We start from the raw sequence: 15,656 nt of genomic DNA, 5'->3' as shown, positions 1-15,656 counted from the left end.
GCAAAGGTCCCTTGCTCCCTCGCGGCGCGCCCGGATCGCGTTCAGCGGGCTAAACGCGATCCGGCGACGTCACGATCCAGTGCCGTGAGGCGGAACTCAGGGTGTTCCCCGAGCCACGACGGCGCGGGACAGGGCAAACTGGACACATGATTAACCTCATCGCCGTGATCATCGCGATCGCCGGTGTCCTCGCGGCATTGGGCCATCTCGGTTATCTCGCCATGCTGAACAACGCGGCGGGTAAGCGCGCGGGCGGCACCCCCATCGCCCAGTACGTCAAGACGCGCTGGCCGATCGCAGCGGGTACCACCGCCGCCTCGCTTTTCGCCTGGCTGCTCACGAGTGGGGGAACGACGCTCGACATCATCGCCATTCTGCTTGCAGCGGGTAGCGGGATCACCGCCACGAAAGCCCTGCAATCGACCCAGCAGAAGTACCGCAGCGGCAACTGAACGGCTTCACCAGCGCCGATAGCACTCCGTAACGTCACCGAGGCCCGTTCGGCCGCGCCCGACCGAGTGAAACATCTGCAACTTGCAGAGTGGGTGAAGACTTGCGGGTGTCGAACTTTTAGTGTGGTCCTCGTGTGGACCCTTGCGTCTGGGTCGGGCGATGCCCGCATGGCGCGCGGGGGCGATGGCCCCGCGCGCCCCCAGTCGTATGCGCGTGCATTTGCTCACGAGAGTGCTTGGGAGTCTGCAAGCGAGGGATCCCGTGAACCCGCTGCTCCGTTCGGCTTAACCGGTGTCACATCGCCGTCAGGGCCGGCCTGTGAGGGGGTCGCTCGGACATGAACGGCTGGGCGGAACACCAGGGACGGGACGGCGCCACGCAAGCGGGCCGTCACCGGGCGGGCGGTACCGAAGGCTGGACTCCGGCCGTGCCGCCGAGGCGGCAGCGACCCACCGGGCACGGCCACCACGCGCACCGTGAGTTCGCCCCGCCCTCCACCGGTTCCCTTCCCCTGCCGCCACCGCGGGACAGGAGGGCGCCGAGCCCCGGCTACGCCCCATCGAGCGGCCATCTGCCGCTCCCCCAGCCCGCTCGCGAGGTCCCCGCGCGCGTCGAGGTCTCCTTCACCGAACCGGCCACCACCGGGGAACGGACCGCGAAGGTCGCGCAGCGCACGAAGGTGACGCTGACCGCACCCGCTCCCCGCCGTCCCGAGCCGGTGGAGGTCGACGACACCGACGACGTCCGCGTCTACCTCGCCCCGCCGGTCGACGGCCTGAGCACCTTCGACCTCGGTACGGTGCCCGCCTCGGTGACCCCGCCCAAGACCTGGCGCAAGGCCGCCTGGTTCGCGGCGGCGGCGTCCGCGCTGGTCGTGGTCGGCCTGCTCTTCGCCGGTTCGTACCTGGTCGGCAAACCCCTCCCGGAGCAGCAGAGCCAGGGCGGCTGGCCCGGATACCGCGGCGGCAGCCCGCTGACCCAGGACGGTGTCGCCGGCCATCCGGCCACGCCGCCGCAGGGTGGCGCGGCGGGTAACCCGTCCGAATCCGAGACCGAGTCCACCACCGGCGACGACCGCAGCTCCGTCAACTCGGGCACCCCCTCGGACAGCGAAACCGCCGGCACCGACTCGTCGCGACCCGGTTCGAGCTCCGGGCCGGTGACGTCGGGGCGGCCCGCGCCGTCGTCGAGCGACCGGCCGCAGAAGCCGCCGGTCGTCCCGGCCAACCGCACCACCACGCCCGGCCCCTGGTACGCGTCGCAGCCGGACGCGGAGGCGATGGGCGACAACACCGAGATCTTCCTCAACTCGGTCACCACGAACCCCCAGGAAGCGTCCTCGGTGACCTCCGGCGGCCTACGCGAAGAAGGCGCGGAGGGCCTCCGTGAGCGCTACGCCGACGTCGCCTACTTCGAGGTGAAGAAGGTCAGCATCGACCAGCGCCGCGGCGTCACGGTCAACACCGTCGAGGTCACGCACAAGGACGGTACGAAGACCATGGAACAGCGCACGTTCACCTTCGGCGACGACGACAAGATCGTCGACGACGGCATGTAGGCGACCACGCACGTGCAAGTGTCCTGTTCCTCTGCACGTGCGGTGCGTTGAGCGGTCGTCCCTGGTCCGGGTGGGTGACCTAAGCTGCCGTTCGTCGTATCGCGACGGCATTCCGGCGATGGAGTCTGGCCGTGGGCCGTCCGCACAGGGTTACCTGGCGACTGCAGGGTCCGCACCGTTCAGAAGACGGCCGCGCGGACCAGAGGCGTCGGCCGAACGGCCCAGCGCCTGCCCCGGACCAGAGCGAGGAATTTCGTGCTTGATCGACAGCGCATACGGCGTGAGGACGCCGTACGTGTCGAGGACGTCATCCCGGAAGAGATCCTGAACGACACCCGCGTCGACCGCGAGTACCTGGAGCAGGTCTTCCGCGAGCCGCAGAAGTTCGTACCCGCGCGCACCCGCGAAGAGCGGCCGGCGCGGCCCGAACCCGAGGTGGACGAGCCGGAGAGCCGCGCCGTCCGCCGCGCCAAGCTGGCCGGTCTGGTCGCCGCCGGGCTCCTGGTCGCGGGCGCCGTCGTCACCGCGGGCGTGCTCGCCGGCGCGCAGCCGCAGGGCACCGTGCCGGGTGCCGCCGCACCCGAAGCCATGAGCGGAGCCGCCGCGCTCGGCGGGCTCGCCGTCCCGGACTCCACCGAGCCGCAGCGGAAGCAGGAGACCCCGGCGACGTCGGGCACCAGCACGACGCCTCAGCCGTCTTCGGGCACCGGCTCGGGTTCGCTCCCGCCGCAGGGCTCGTCGTCCAGCAGCACCAGCTCGCAGCCCGCCCTCAAACCCGCCGCGGTCAGCACGGCCGAGGACAAGATCGACGCGGTCCGGAAGTTCTACCAGACCGTCGACGCCGATCCCTACGGCGCGATGTCGCTGATCACGCCGGTGCTGGCCGAGTCGGAGGCGGGCAAGCTGATCGAGGCGTGGAGCGCGATGGACGCCATCCAGATCCAGGACCTCCACGAACAGGCCGACGGCACCATCCTCGCCGTCGTGACCATGCGCAACCCGGACGGCGGCCTGCTGCGGGTCACGCAGGTGCTCGAATTCGCCGACGAGACCTCCGGCCTGATCACCGACGCGCGGCTGCTGTCCGCTCAGCACATGTGACGGACACCGCGCGTGTAACAGCCCTCCACCCAGGGCGATCAGAGTGTGCCGCGTGTGTGTGCGCAGAGTGAGCGCCTAGCCTTGTCACGAGTCGGTCTCGGAAAAGCCGGCACACAGACCACTACATGTGCATACGCTCCAACGCTGTGGCGTGCTGAAGGCCGCACCGCGCACGCGGACGATTCCGCGTCGTGAAGACGGAGCCCAAAGGGAGGTCGCGTGAGCGACGAGGGTCGCCTGGTCGCCGGTCGATATCGCATCGCCGGGCGGATCGGCACGGGCGCGATGGGGGCCGTGTGGCAAGCGCACGACGAGGTACTCGGCCGCACGGTGGCGATCAAGCAGTTGCTTCTGCAGCCCGGGCTTGAGGCTCACGACGCCGAAGACGCCCGTCAGCGCACGATGCGCGAGGGGCGGATCGCCGCCAGGCTGCACCACCCGAACGCCATCTCGGTGTTCGACGTCGTCACCGACGACAACGGCCAGCCGTGCTTGATCATGGAGTACCTGAACTCCACCAGCCTCGCCCAGGTGCTGCAGGAGGAGCGGACGCTGCCGCCGACGGAGGTCGCGCGGATCGGCGCGCAGGTCGCGGCCGCGCTGACCGAGGCGCACGCGGTCGGCATCGTGCACCGGGACATCAAGCCGGGCAACATCCTGCTGGCGCCCAACGGCACCGTGAAGATCACCGACTTCGGCATCTCGCGGGCCAAGGACGACGTCACGGTCACGAAGACCGGGATGATCGCCGGAACCCCCGCCTACCTGGCGCCCGAGGTGGCCATCGGCGGCGACCCTGGCCCGGAGTCCGACGTCTTCTCGCTCGGCTCGACGCTCTACGCCGCCTGCGAAGGCCAGCCGCCGTTCGGCCTCAGTGAGAACACGCTCAGCCTGCTGCACGCGGTCGCGGCCGGGCAGATCATCCCGCCGCGTCAGTCCGGCCCGCTCGCCAGCGTGCTGGCCGTGCTGCTGCACCCGGAGGTGCGGCACCGCCCCACCGCCGAAGAGTGCGAAGAGCTCCTCGCCGCCGTCGCACGGGGTGAAACGCCGCTGGGCGGCCCCGCGGACGACACCGTGCTCGCCGCCCCGATCGCGGGCGCGCTCGCCGGCGGCGGCGTGACCCAGGCGCTCGACAGCGAGGCCGCCGGTCACTCGGGCTCGCTGCTCGACGAGCAGGACGCGGCCGGGTCGTACTACGATGACGAGGACGACTACCAGCAGCCCGCGTCGGGCTACCCGGAAGACGACTACGACGGGTACGACAACTACGACGAGACGGCGTTGATGGCCGAACGCGGCCACCCCGGCGGCGGCCCCGCGCCCACGCGCGCCGTCCCGATCCCCGCGGGCGACTACGACGACGACCCCTACGACGACGATTACGACAACCCGCCCCCGCCGCCGCCCACCCGCGCGCAGACCAGCCCGGTGGACGAGGACGACGACGAGAAGCCGGGCGCGTGGAAGAAGCCCGCGATCATCGGTGGTGTCGTGGTCGTGGCGCTGGCCGCGCTGGGGTTCTGGCTGCTGAGCCCGAACAACCCGGAGACGCCCGCGCAGGTGGGGAACTCGTCGACGAAGCCCTCTCCGTCAGCGCCGTCTTCGGCACCCGAGACGACGGTAGCGCCGACGGAGACGGAGTCTTCCGAGCCGCCCAAGGAGACGACTTCGTCGAAGAAGACGACGAGCAAGGCGACGCAGACGCAGGAGCCGGATCCTCCGACGCCGACGAGGACTTCCTCCAGGACTTCCTCGAAGACATCGCCTCCGCCGAGCTCCAGCAAGTCCGTGGAGCCGTCCGAACCGTCATCGCCTCCGGCGAGTCCGTGATCCGATCCGAGGCTGCAATTGAGTTCTGAAGGTTCCATCGTCGGCGGCCGGTACCGCCTGGACCAGCCCATCGGGCGCGGCCGGGCGGGCATCGTGTGGCTGGCGTTCGACACACGCCTGCTCCGCACGGTCGCGATGAAGCGCATGTACCTGCCGGTCGGCCTGCCGCCGGATCGGGCGGAGCAGGCCAAGGCCGTCGTGATCCAAGAAGGCAAGGACGCGGCCAAGTTCGAGCACGCCACCGCCATCAAGGTGTACGACGTCCTGCCCGACGGGCCGGACGTGTGGCTGGTGATGGAGTACATCCCGTCCCGCGGGATGGCGACCTTCCTCGCCGAGCACGGCAGGCTGACCGCGGAGCAGGCCGCCGGGCTGGGCATCGTGCTCGGCCGCGCGCTGGCCGCGATGCACGAGGCCGGGGTGGTGCACCGGACCGTCGAGCCGGGCACGGTCCTGCTGGCCGACGACGGCGGCGTGAAGCTCACCGACATCGGCATCACCGGCGGCGGTCCGAGCCCCGCGTACCGGGCGCCCGAGGTGGCGCGCGGCGAACCGGCGACTTCGGCGTCCGACGTGTTCTCGCTGGGCGCGACGCTGTACACGGCGGTCGAGGGGGTGCCGCCGTTCGGTGAAGACGGCGAATCCTCGGAACGGCCGCCGCAGACCGCCGGGCCGCTGGCGGGCGCGCTGCGCAAGATGTTGCGGGCGGAGCCGGACGCGCGGCCGACGATGGCCGACACGGTGCGCTCGCTGAACGCGATCACGGAGGGGCGGCAGACGGCGTTCATCCCGCCGACCGCGCCCGCCATGCCGACGGTTCCGGCCTCGATGCCGATGCCCGTCCAGCAGGCACCGCAGCAGGCGCCGCAACAGTTCCCCCAGCACCAGCCGCAGCAGTATCAGCCGCCGCAGCCGCAGTACGCGCCGCCGGCGCAGCAGTACGCGCCCGCCGCGCCGGTGGCCGCGAAGTCGCCCGACACCCGGAAATGGCTGATCGTCGCGGGTGCCGTGGTGGCGGCGATCCTCGTCGGGGTGCTGTTCGCGGAACTGTTCCTGATCTAGAGCCGCTCGAGGACCAGCGTCGCCAGCTCGACCGGACGGCTGAGGTACGGGCTGTGGCTCGCCCGCCAGGTCACCGTCGTGTCGCAGCGCGCGGCGCAGTGGGCCACGAGTTCCGGGGCGAGAGTCCGGTCTTCGGTGCAGGCGATGTACGTGCTCGGGGTGTCCTTCCACGCCGAACCCTCCGGCGACTGGTCGAAGATCGTGACGGGTTCCGGGCGCAGCAACGCCGTCGCCCGCTCGGCGACGGCGTCCGCGCAGTCGGCGTACACGGCCTCGCGGACGGCGGCCAGGTCGAGATGGGTCAGGCCCTTGTCGTCGAAGGTCAAGGGCACCTGGGCGGGTTCGCGACCGGTCTCCTCCTTGATCCGCTCGATCCAGTACTGAGCGGTTTCCCCGGGCTCGCTGACGATCGCGGCCAGGAAGATCAGGTGTGAAATCCCCTGAAGCCCGCTGGCGGTCAGTCCGCCGAAGGAGTGCGCGAGCACCACCGGTGGTTCGGCCGCCTGGTCGACGAGTTCCTGGACGGTCCGGGTGGTTTCGGCGATCGGACGCCCACCGAGGTCGGGGACGGTGACGTCGGCGCCTTCCCGGCGCAGGCGTCCGGCGACGTCGTCGAAATGGGCGGGCTGGTGCCAAGAGCCGTGCAGGACGATCAGGGGACGCACCGGGGTCCTTTCGCTGGCGGGTTCCCTGCCAGGTTGTCGACCGCTGGCGCGGCCGATCAAGCTCAGCCGGTTTTCGTGCCCACTCGGCCAGTCCCGCTTACCTGTCCGGCCCCCTCGCGGATCGCGCCGAGGAACCGCCGCACCGCGGGGTGTTCCCTGGCGTGCGCGGCCACGGCGGCGTGGATGGACCGCACCGGATCCGGCCGCCGGACCTTGCGGATGGCGACGCCGGGATGCGGAGCGCCGAGACCGAGCTCCGGAATCAGCGCGACACCGAGACCGGCGGCCACGAACCCTTGCGCCGTCTGGTAATCCTCGGATTCGACGACGTGGTTCGGGGCGAACCCGGCCGCGCCGCAGGCGTCGAGCAGGATGTCGCGGCAGGCACCGGGCAGGCCGTCGACGCCGACCCACGGATCTTCCGCGAGCTCGCCGAGATCGAGGACGCGTTTGCGGGCGAGCCGGTGGTTCTTCGGCAGGATCGCGCGGTACGGGTCGTCGAGGAGGTGGACGTACTCGACCCCTTTGATCCGGGGAGTGCTGCTGGGGAGCACGATCATCGCGACGTCGGCCTTGCCCGACTCGATCTCGGGCATCGAATCGTCGGGCTCGACCAGTTTCAGGTCGAGGCGGACACCGGGGAACTCCCGGCGCAGGGCGGCGACGGCCAAGGGCACCAGCGAGGCGCCCGCCGTGGCGAAGTAGCGGATCGCGAGCCTGCCCGTGCGGCCTTCCTTGAGTTCGGTGAGCGCGGCTTCGGCCTTCGCGAGCTGGGTGCTCAGTGTTTCCGCGTGTTCGGACAGCAGCGAACCGGCGGGGGTCGGCCGCACGCCGCGGCCGACGCGCTCGAGCAGTTCGACGCCCGCTTCCCTTTCCAGGGTGGACAATTGCTGGCTGATCGCGGAGGGTGTGTAGCCGAGATTCCGGGCGGCGGCGGTGATCGAACCGCTACTGATGACGGCTCGGAGGACCTGCATGCGGCGGACGTCCAGCATGCCCCGATCTTACAGTTCTTCTTAACGCTGCCTGCAGTTATTTTCGCTTGTCCTTACGCGTCGGCGCGGCGAAGCTGGGCCGGGCACTTAAGGAGGACTGGTGGGCGAGACGAAGACCCTGCTGCGGATCGGCGCGCTGGCGCTCATGTGGGGATCGAGTTTCTTCTGGATCAAGCTGGGGCTCGGCGCGTTCTCGCCGGTGCAGCTGGTGCTGGCGCGGGTGGCGCTCGGCGCGGCGGTGCTGATCGGGCTCTGCTACCTCGGCCGCGACCGGTTGCCGTCGGGGCGGCGGATCTGGGGACATCTGGCCGTCGCGGCGTTCTTCCACAACGCGCTGCCGTTCCTGCTGTTCGCGTGGGGTGAGCTGACCGTCGACTCCGGGATCACCGGGGTGCTGAACTCGACGACGCCGTTGTGGGTGCTGCTGGCCGCTCCGATGATGGGCTCGCGGACGAAGATGACCGCGGTGCGGGTCACCGGGCTGGTCGTCGGACTCGCCGGGATCCTCCTGATCTTCGCGCCGTGGGAGGCCTCCGGCCTGCTGAGCTGGGGTGCGCTGGCGTGCCTCGCGGCGGCCGCGAGCTACGGTTTCGCGTTCGTCTACGAGGGCAAGTACCTCACCGGCACCGGCGACTCGCCGATGTCGCTGGCCGGCGGCCAGATGCTGCTGGCGACCGGGTTCCTGCTGCTCGCGATGCCGATGGGCGGTTTCGAACCGGTGCACCTGAGCACCGGCGCGGTCGTCGCGGTCGTGATCCTGGGGATCGGGTCGACCGGGATCGCGTTCGCGCTGAACTACCAGCTCCTCGCGAGCGAAGGCGCCGTCGCGGCGTCGATCGTCGGCTACCTGCTGCCGGTGGTTTCGGTGCTGCTGGGAGCGGTGTTCCTGGCCGAGCCGCTGAACCTGCGGGTGATCGCCGGGATGGTCGTCGTGCTGGGCGGGGTCGCGCTGACCCGGCTCCGCCCGAGGGAGCAAGGGACCTTTGCTACCACTCCGCAGGTCGAGCGCCCTTTGGCCGCCGCCGGGGACGCCGCGCCGTGACCGCGACGACGACGCTGTGGCGGCCGGCCGGGCCCGCCGAGCTCGACCTCGTCCGCGAGTCGGGCTGGCGCGAGTGGCCGCCGCGGCTGCCGGAGCAGCCGATCTTCTACCCGGTGCTGAACGAGGACTACGCGATCAAGATCGCCCGCGACTGGAACGTGCGGTACGACGGCGCCGGGTTCGTGACGCGGTTCGAGGTCGAGACCGCGTTCGTCGAGCGGTACCCCGTCCAGCAGGCGGGCGGGAAGACCATCCTCGAGCTGTGGGTCCCGGCCGAGGACCTCGCCGAGTTCAACGCACACATCGTCGGGAAGATCGAAGTCACCCACGAATTCCGCTGACCTGCGTTTAGCGGGCTAATCGCGATGCGGTGGGGCCTGGGGGCTCGCCGGATCGCGATTAGCCCGCTAAACGCAGGTCGGGCGCCACGGTCGCGAGGATGAGCAGAGCGGCGAGAACGATCTCGACCCAGAAGTAGAGCCAGCTCGGATAGAACCGCTCGGGCCGCTCCGCGAACCGCGCGACCAGCCGCCCGAAGGCCATCCCGGCGAGCGCGACGGCCACCGCGATCGCGACGCCCCGCTGGATCCCGCCGACGTCGAAAGCCGCGAACCCGAGCAGCACCGCGACAGCCACACCGAAGCCGCCGTACACCGCGCGCACCTCGGTTCGCGCCGTCGCCGACTCCAGCGAAATGCCGAACGGCCGGATCAGCCGCTTCGGCGCGGCGAGCCCCAGCAGCCCCATGCCCAGAAAGAACACGGCCACCAGGCCGATGAGGACAGCCGCCACCTAGACGAGACGCCGGTCGGAAGCCCAGCGCGAAAGCTCGTACCGGTTCGAAAGCTGCGTCTTCCGCAGCACGCTCGACACATGGGTCTCGACGGTCTTCACCGAGATGAACAGCTCCGACGCGATCTCCTTGTACGCGTACCCGCGCGCGAGCAGCCGCAGCACGTCACGCTCGCGCGGGGTCAGCAGGTCGAGATCCGGATCGCTGATCGGCGCGGAACCCGGGCGGTCGGCGAACGCGTCGAGCACGAACCCGGCCAGCCGCGGCGAGAACACCGCGTCCCCGTCCGAAACCCGCACGACGGCGCGGACGAGCTCCTTCGACGAGATCGTCTTCGTGACGTACCCCCGGGCCCCCGCGCGGATCACGGCGATCACGTCTTCCGCGGCGTCGGAGACCGACAGCGCGAGGAACACGACGTCCGGCAGTTCCGGCCGGACCCGGCGCAGCACCTCGGCGCCGCCGCCGTCCGGCATGTGCACGTCGAGCAGCACGACCTGCGGTTTGGTCCGGGCGATACCCGCGACCGCTTCGGCGACCGAGCCCGCCTCACCGACCACGCGGACGTCGTCGGTGATCGAGTCCAGTTCGGTGCGCACACCCGCGCGGAAGAGCGCGTGGTCGTCGACGAGGAAGACCTTGACCGGCTCCCGCGTCTGCTGGTTCTCCGTCACGATGCTCCCTCGCTCGCCCTGTCCCGTGAGCATAGCGACCTCACGCCGCGCCCTTCCCCGCCTTGACCGGCATCTCCAGCTGGACCTCGGTTCCTTCACCCGGTGCGGTACGCAGCTTGAGCTTCCCGCCGTGCCGCTCCATCCGCCCCCGGATGGAATCGGCGAGCCCGTGCCGATCGCTCGGCACGACGTCGGGGTCGAACCCCTTCCCCCGGTCGCGCACGAACACAGTCACCGCGGTCGGCTCGACCTCGGCGTACACGCTGACCTCGTCGACACCCGCGTGCTTGGCGGCGTTGACGATCGCTTCGCGCGCCGCCTGGACCAACGCGGTCAGCGGCTCGTTCAGCGTGGCCTCCCCCACGACGACCTGCTGCACCGAGATCGCGAAGGCGTCCTCGACCTCGCCGCACGCGGCAGCGAGCACTTCGGACAGCTGGCCGCTGACGGCCTCGTCCTCGGTCTTCTTGTTCTTGCCGTACCCCGACGGCCCGTACAGCCAGCCGCGCAGCTCGCGTTCCTGCCCGCGCGCGAGCCTGGCGACCTCGCGGGGCGAATCCGCCTGCTTCTGGATCAGCGCGAGGGTCTGGAGGACCGAGTCGTGCAGATGGGCGGCGATCTCGGCGCGTTCGTCGGTGCGGATGCGGGCCATGCGTTCGTCGGACAGGTCACGGACCAGGCGCAGCCAGAACGGGACGGTCAGCACGGCCACCCCGAACAGCGTCGCGATCACGGCGACCAGCGCGAACTTGACCTGGTCGATGCTGCCGCTCTCCAGCACGACGACGCCGATCCCGGTCATCACCAGTGCGACACCGGCGACCACGCGGATCGCGGCCGACCAGCCACCGCCGCCGAGGAAGGCCGTGGCGACACCGCCCTTGGCACCGAGGCGCCAGCGGCGGCGCTGCGACTCGTCGGCCTCACGCCAGACGACGGCCGCGCCGATCATCGCCAGTGCCAGTGGGATGGCGACCCAGCCGCTGATCAGGCCGGTCAGCGTGCCGCTGGCGACGGCGAGGCCGACCCCCAGCGCCATCAGGCCGAACGCCTGCTGCTTCTCCTTCGGCGCGGATTTCTCCGGCTCGACTTCACCGGATTGCTGCTGGACGAACACCCAGAGCAGGCCGTACGCGAGCAGGCCGACGCCGTTCAGCGCGGCCAGCAACGCGAACGCCGTCCGGACCCAGAGCACCTTGACGCCGAGGTGATCGGCGAGACCGCCGGCGACACCCGCGATGGCGCGGCCGGAACGGCGGCGGTACATCTTGGGCGGCTCGAACGGTGCCGGGGACAGGCTGCCGGGAACGGGCACCGGAGGGCGCTCGATGATCGTCGGCTTCACCTGTTCGGCGAGGTCGTTGGGGGCGGATTCCTGCACGTTCTCCATGGTCACATGCCACGGGGTACCGATCCATCGGGGAAACCCCTGACTCTTCCCGCTGGGGGAAACCTCAGGGACGTTCCCGGATGTGGCGGGGCCCGGCGGGGCGCATTCTTTGTGGCATGAGTGGGAGTGAGACACAGGTTCCGAAGCGCGGCCCCGCGGCCGGCTTCGAGGAGACCGTCAAGGATTTCTGGCGGAGCAGGCCGGTCCGCCCGGTGGCAGGCCGCAAGTTCGCCGGTGTCGCCGCGGGCATCGGCTACCGGTACGGCATCGACCCGACCGTGGTCCGGGTCGCGCTGGTCGCGGCGACCGTGTTCGGCGGTTTCGGCGTCTTCGTCTATCTGCTGGGCTGGCTGTTCCTGCCGCAGGAGGGCGACCCCGTTTCCGCGTTCGAGAGCCTGATCGGCCGTGGGCGCGCGTCGAGCTCGCCGGCGTTCGCGGTGCTGCTGCTGCTCCTGCTGTTCCCGGGTCTCACCTGGACCTTGAGCGGCGGCTGGATGGCCGACGGCACCGGGCTGATCGGGTTCGCGCTGATGGCCGTCGCGCTGTATCTGCTGCACCGCAACCGCGGGCAGTTCAACCGGCCGACGATGCCCGCACCGGCGTATCCGACGGCCGCGTTCTCCATGGCGTCGGCGTCGGCGGCCTCCACCTCGACGGCGACCGAGGGCGGCTGGGACCCGCTCGCGGCCGACCCGTCCGCTTGGGACCTGCCGAACGCTTCGCCGTCCGGCGGGCTGCCGCCGCAGACTCCTCCGCCGCCTCCTGCGCCGCCTGCGCCCCGCGGTCGCAAGTCGAAGATCGGTGTCGCGACCTTCGGGATCGCCGTGCTGGTCGCCGGGGTCGGCACCGTCCTGGGGCTGGACGGCGAGGCGTGGTTCACCCCGCAGCACGTCGTCGGGCTCACCCTGGGTGTGATCGGTATCGGGCTGGTGGCCGGGTCGTTCGTCCGGGGCGGCCGCGGACTGATCGGGCTGGCGGTACCGCTGGCGATCGTCGGGATGGCGCTGACCACGGTCCCGTTCGAGAACTTCTCCGTGAAGGGCGGCGTCGGCGACCTGACGGCGACGCCCGTCCAGGCGTCCGAGGTGCTCCCGGAGTACCACCGGTCGGCGGGGAACATCGACGTCGACCTGACCAAGCTGCCCGCCGGCGCGTCGGTGAGCACGAAGGTCTCCAACGGGGCGGGCAACTCGACGGTGCTCGTGCCGGCGGGTGCCGAAGTGAAGGTCTCCTGCGAGACGGGCGCGGGCGACATCGACTGCCTAGGCCAGTCGCGCTCGGGGGTCGGCGAGGAGGTCGTCGACTTCACGTCGCCGGGCACCAATGGACAGAAGATCACCGTGAAGGTCGAGAACGGTGTCGGGAACGTGGAGGTGCGCCGTGGCTGAGTACGACTACGACAACGCGCAGGCCCAGCCGTCGCAGCCCGCCAAGCGAGGGGTGGACGTCTTCACCCTGATCTTCGGGATCGCGACGCTGCTGGTGTCGGGGTACGTCCTCTCGGACGGCGCCTCGTGGCTCCCGCAGTTCGACTTCCGGTGGGTCATGGCGGGTGGAGCGATCTTCGTCGGCGTCATGCTGCTCGCCGCTTCGCTGCGCAAGAGCCGCCGCTAGCGGCGCCGCTCACGCTCCACCCCACTCCGAAGGCCCCGGCCCCTCGCCGGGGCCTTCGCCTTGCTCCCACCTGCGCCCGGATCGCGTTTAGCGGGCTAAACGCGATCCGGGGCGCGCCGGGTGCCCCAAGACCTCAGAGCGCGTTTAGCGGGCTAAACGCGATCCGGTCGCCTGGGTGCCCAAAGGCGGCAGATCGCGATTAGCGGGCTAAACGCAAGTCCGGGCCGCGACCGGTCACTCCCACTCGATGGTGCCCGGCGGCTTGGACGTGACGTCCAGGACCACCCGGTTCACCTCGGCGACCTCGTTGGTGATGCGGGTCGAGATCCGCTCCAGCACCTCATACGGCAGCCGCGTCCAGTCCGCGGTCATCGCGTCCTCGGACGACACCGGCCGCAGCACGATCGGGTGCCCGTAGGTCCGCCCGTCGCCCTGGACGCCGACGCTGCGCACGTCGGCCAGCAGCACCACCGGGCACTGCCAGATCTCGCCGTCGAGACCGGCCGCGGTGAGCTCCTCGCGCGCGATGGCGTCGGCCGCGCGCAGCGTCTCGAGCCGCTCGGCGTCGACGGCGCCGATGATCCGGATGCCGAGCCCCGGGCCGGGGAACGGCTGCCGCTGCACGATCGTCTCCGGCAGCCCGAGCTCCAGCCCGACGCGCCGCACCTCGTCCTTGAACAGCAGGCGCAGCGGCTCGACGAGCTCGAACTGCAGGTCGTCGGGCAGCCCGCCGACGTTGTGGTGGCTCTTGATGTTCGCCGCGCCCTCGCCGCCGCCGGACTCGACGACGTCCGGGTACAGCGTGCCCTGCACCAGGAACTTGTAGTCGCCCTCGGCCTTGAGGTCGCGCTCGGCCTGCTCGAACACGCGGATGAACTCGCGGCCGATGATCTTCCGCTTCTCCTCCGGGTCGGTGACCCCGGCCAGCGCGTCGAGGAACCGGTCCCGCGCGTCGACGGTCACCAGGTTCACCCCGGTCGCGGCGACGAAATCGCGCTCGACCTGGGTGCGCTCGCCGGAGCGCAGCAGACCGTGGTCGACGAACACGCAGGTCAGCCGGTCACCGATGGCCCGCTGGACCAGCGCGGCGGCCACGGCGGAGTCGACGCCGCCGGAGAGCCCGCAGATCGCCCGGCCGTCACCGACCTGCTCGGCGATGCGCTTGACCTGGTCGTCGACGATGGACGACGTCGTCCACTGCGGCTTGATGCCCGCGATGTCGTGCAGGAAGCGGCGGAGCACCTCCTGGCCGTGCGGCGAGTGGTGCACCTCCGGGTGGTACTGGACGCCGGCGAAGCGGCGTTCGACGTCTTCGAACCCGGCGACGGCGGCGCCGTCACTCGAAGCGGTGACGGTGGCGCCCTCGGGAGCCTTGGTGACGCTGTCGTTGTGGCTCATCCACGCGGGCTGGTTGCTCGGGAGACCGGCGTGCAGCACGCCGCCTTCACCGGCGACGCGGACCTCGGTGCGGCCGAATTCGCGGATCCCGGTCGGCTCGACCGTCCCGCCGAGCGCCTGCGCGAGCACCTGGTGGCCGTAGCAGATGCCGAGGATCGGCACGCCCGCCTCGACCAGCCCAGGGGCGAGGGCGGGGGCGTTCTCGGCGTACACGCTGGAAGGACCACCGGAAAGAATGATCGCGGCGGGGTTCTTGGCGAGGATGTCCTCGGCGGTGGCGGTGTGCGGGACGACCTCGGAGTAGACCTGCGCCTCACGCACGCGCCGTGCGATCAGTTGCGCGTACTGCGCCCCGAAGTCCACGACGAGTACCGGACCGGTGGGACTGGGCACCTGAAACCTCCAGATCAGAGCAGCACGCTTCCCCACCATCGTCCCAGGTGGGCCGGGTCACCTCGCCGCCAACCCCCTCACGATTCAGGACAGCGGATGACCGCGAGGGGTCCTACCGTCCGAGACATGGGCATCGACTGGAGCAAGGAACTCTCCGAACAGCTCGACTGGCACTGGACGCGGCATCTCCGGCCCCGGCTGGACACCCTCGGCGACGACGAATACCTCTGGGAACCCGTCGAGGATTGCTGGAGCATCCGGCCGGACGAGAGCGGCAAGCCGACGATCGACTGGGCGTATCCGGAGCCATCGCCGCCGCCGGTGACGACGATCGCCTGGCGCCTCGCCCACATCATCATCGGCGTCTTCGCGATGCGGAACGCGTCGCACTTCGGCGGCCCGCCCGCCGACTACCAGACCTTCCCCTACGCGGCCTCCGCCGAAGAAGCACTGAAGCAACTCGACGACGCCTACGCGCGCTGGCGTGACGGCGTCCGCGGCCTCACCGCCGAAGACCTCGCGCGTCCCTGCGGCGAGGCCGAAGGCCCGTATGCGGAGTACCCGCTCGCGACCCTCGTCCTCCACATCAACCGGGAGGCCATCCACCACGGCGCCGAGGTCCTGCTCCTGCGCGACCTCTATCGCTCACGCCCACGGCCGGATCGCGTTTAGCCCGCTAAACGCGATG

General features: G+C 70.6%; 16 protein-coding genes. 10 read left to right on the top strand and 6 right to left on the bottom strand.

What is annotated here, in order from left to right; translation table 11 throughout:
- Positions 1-146: 146 nt before the first annotated feature.
- The 5 genes from ACZ1DY_RS04540 (at position 147) to ACZ1DY_RS04520 (ending at position 6,004) form a co-directional block, all read left to right on the top strand.
- The gene (locus tag ACZ1DY_RS04540; protein ID WP_126736640.1) at positions 147-452 is read left to right on the top strand and encodes a hypothetical protein; all 306 of its coding nucleotides are present in this window, start codon (positions 147-149) and stop codon (positions 450-452) included.
- Between the two features lie 338 nt (positions 453-790).
- A complete protein-coding gene (locus ACZ1DY_RS04535; RefSeq protein WP_465483675.1) occupies positions 791-2,011 on the top strand; it encodes a hypothetical protein in 1,221 nt (406 codons plus the stop codon).
- A 255-nt stretch (positions 2,012-2,266) separates the two neighbouring features.
- Positions 2,267-3,112 (top strand): hypothetical protein, encoded by an 846-nt coding sequence (locus tag ACZ1DY_RS04530; RefSeq protein ID WP_465483674.1) that lies wholly within the window; start codon positions 2,267-2,269, stop codon positions 3,110-3,112.
- 219 nt (positions 3,113-3,331) lie between these two features.
- On the top strand, positions 3,332-4,942 hold the full coding sequence (locus tag ACZ1DY_RS04525) for a serine/threonine-protein kinase (protein ID WP_465483673.1): 1,611 nt from the start codon (positions 3,332-3,334) through the stop codon (positions 4,940-4,942).
- 18 nt (positions 4,943-4,960) lie between these two features.
- On the top strand, positions 4,961-6,004 hold the full coding sequence (locus tag ACZ1DY_RS04520) for a serine/threonine-protein kinase (protein ID WP_465483672.1): 1,044 nt from the start codon (positions 4,961-4,963) through the stop codon (positions 6,002-6,004).
- Here ACZ1DY_RS04520 and ACZ1DY_RS04515 read toward each other — a convergent pair.
- Positions 6,001-6,669, bottom strand: coding sequence for an alpha/beta fold hydrolase (locus ACZ1DY_RS04515; RefSeq protein WP_465483671.1), 669 nt, complete (start codon positions 6,667-6,669; stop codon positions 6,001-6,003). The genes ACZ1DY_RS04520 and ACZ1DY_RS04515 overlap by 4 nt on opposite strands.
- Positions 6,670-6,731: 62 nt before the next feature.
- On the bottom strand, positions 6,732-7,664 hold the full coding sequence (locus ACZ1DY_RS04510; protein WP_126736635.1) for a LysR family transcriptional regulator: 933 nt from the start codon (positions 7,662-7,664) through the stop codon (positions 6,732-6,734).
- A 100-nt stretch (positions 7,665-7,764) separates the two neighbouring features.
- Here ACZ1DY_RS04510 and ACZ1DY_RS04505 point away from each other — a divergent pair, with 100 nt between their 5' ends.
- A complete protein-coding gene (locus tag ACZ1DY_RS04505; RefSeq protein WP_126736634.1) occupies positions 7,765-8,706 on the top strand; it encodes a DMT family transporter in 942 nt (313 codons plus the stop codon).
- Positions 8,703-9,047, top strand: coding sequence for a hypothetical protein (locus tag ACZ1DY_RS04500; protein WP_465483670.1), 345 nt, complete (start codon positions 8,703-8,705; stop codon positions 9,045-9,047). Before ACZ1DY_RS04505 ends, ACZ1DY_RS04500 begins: the two co-directional genes overlap by 4 nt.
- A 58-nt stretch (positions 9,048-9,105) precedes the next feature.
- Here the strand turns inward: ACZ1DY_RS04500 and ACZ1DY_RS04495 are convergent, their stop codons facing one another.
- The 3 genes from ACZ1DY_RS04495 to ACZ1DY_RS04485 are packed head-to-tail and all read right to left on the bottom strand — an operon-like array spanning position 9,106 to position 11,569.
- Positions 9,106-9,498 carry a DUF4345 domain-containing protein gene (locus tag ACZ1DY_RS04495; RefSeq protein WP_465483669.1) on the bottom strand — a complete coding sequence of 131 codons (393 nt, stop codon included), beginning with the start codon at positions 9,496-9,498 and terminating at the stop codon, positions 9,106-9,108.
- Complete coding sequence (locus ACZ1DY_RS04490) at positions 9,499-10,206, bottom strand: response regulator (RefSeq protein ID WP_085939730.1); 708 nt, start codon at positions 10,204-10,206, stop codon at positions 9,499-9,501.
- Between the two features lie 7 nt (positions 10,207-10,213).
- A complete protein-coding gene (locus tag ACZ1DY_RS04485) occupies positions 10,214-11,569 on the bottom strand; it encodes an ATP-binding protein (protein WP_192747876.1) in 1,356 nt (451 codons plus the stop codon).
- Between the two features lie 110 nt (positions 11,570-11,679).
- Between ACZ1DY_RS04485 and ACZ1DY_RS04480 the strand changes: the two genes are divergently transcribed.
- A complete protein-coding gene (locus ACZ1DY_RS04480; RefSeq protein ID WP_257489218.1) occupies positions 11,680-12,951 on the top strand; it encodes a PspC domain-containing protein in 1,272 nt (423 codons plus the stop codon).
- Entirely contained in the window at positions 12,944-13,177 is a 234-nt protein-coding gene (locus ACZ1DY_RS04475) for a hypothetical protein (protein ID WP_257489219.1), read from the top strand. Before ACZ1DY_RS04480 ends, ACZ1DY_RS04475 begins: the two co-directional genes overlap by 8 nt.
- A 234-nt stretch (positions 13,178-13,411) precedes the next feature.
- On the opposite strand, the gene guaA is transcribed toward ACZ1DY_RS04475, so the two are convergent.
- Positions 13,412-14,968, bottom strand: coding sequence for a glutamine-hydrolyzing GMP synthase (gene guaA, locus ACZ1DY_RS04470; protein WP_465483668.1), 1,557 nt, complete (start codon positions 14,966-14,968; stop codon positions 13,412-13,414).
- A gap of 126 nt (positions 14,969-15,094) precedes the next feature.
- Between guaA and ACZ1DY_RS04465 the strand changes: the two genes are divergently transcribed.
- Complete coding sequence (locus tag ACZ1DY_RS04465; RefSeq protein ID WP_465483667.1) at positions 15,095-15,640, top strand: DinB family protein; 546 nt, start codon at positions 15,095-15,097, stop codon at positions 15,638-15,640.
- Positions 15,641-15,656: the final 16 nt, after the last annotated feature.

Source organism: Amycolatopsis sp. PSD-21 (genome assembly GCF_055561455.1).
This window is presented reverse-complemented; position numbering and strand designations above follow the sequence as displayed.

What these genes read in the sequence shown, in the direction of transcription:
- ACZ1DY_RS04540 (WP_126736640.1), top strand. Translation starts at nt 147, where the DNA reads ATGATTAACCTCATCGCCGTGATCATCGCGATCGCCGGTGTCCTCGCG.
- ACZ1DY_RS04535 (WP_465483675.1), top strand. Translation starts at nt 791, where the DNA reads ATGAACGGCTGGGCGGAACACCAGGGACGGGACGGCGCCACGCAAGCG.
- ACZ1DY_RS04510 (WP_126736635.1), bottom strand. Translation starts at nt 7,664, where the DNA reads ATGCTGGACGTCCGCCGCATGCAGGTCCTCCGAGCCGTCATCAGTAGC.
- ACZ1DY_RS04490 (WP_085939730.1), bottom strand. Translation starts at nt 10,206, where the DNA reads ATGCTCACGGGACAGGGCGAGCGAGGGAGCATCGTGACGGAGAACCAG.
- ACZ1DY_RS04480 (WP_257489218.1), top strand. Translation starts at nt 11,680, where the DNA reads ATGAGTGGGAGTGAGACACAGGTTCCGAAGCGCGGCCCCGCGGCCGGC.
- ACZ1DY_RS04465 (WP_465483667.1), top strand. Translation starts at nt 15,095, where the DNA reads ATGGGCATCGACTGGAGCAAGGAACTCTCCGAACAGCTCGACTGGCAC.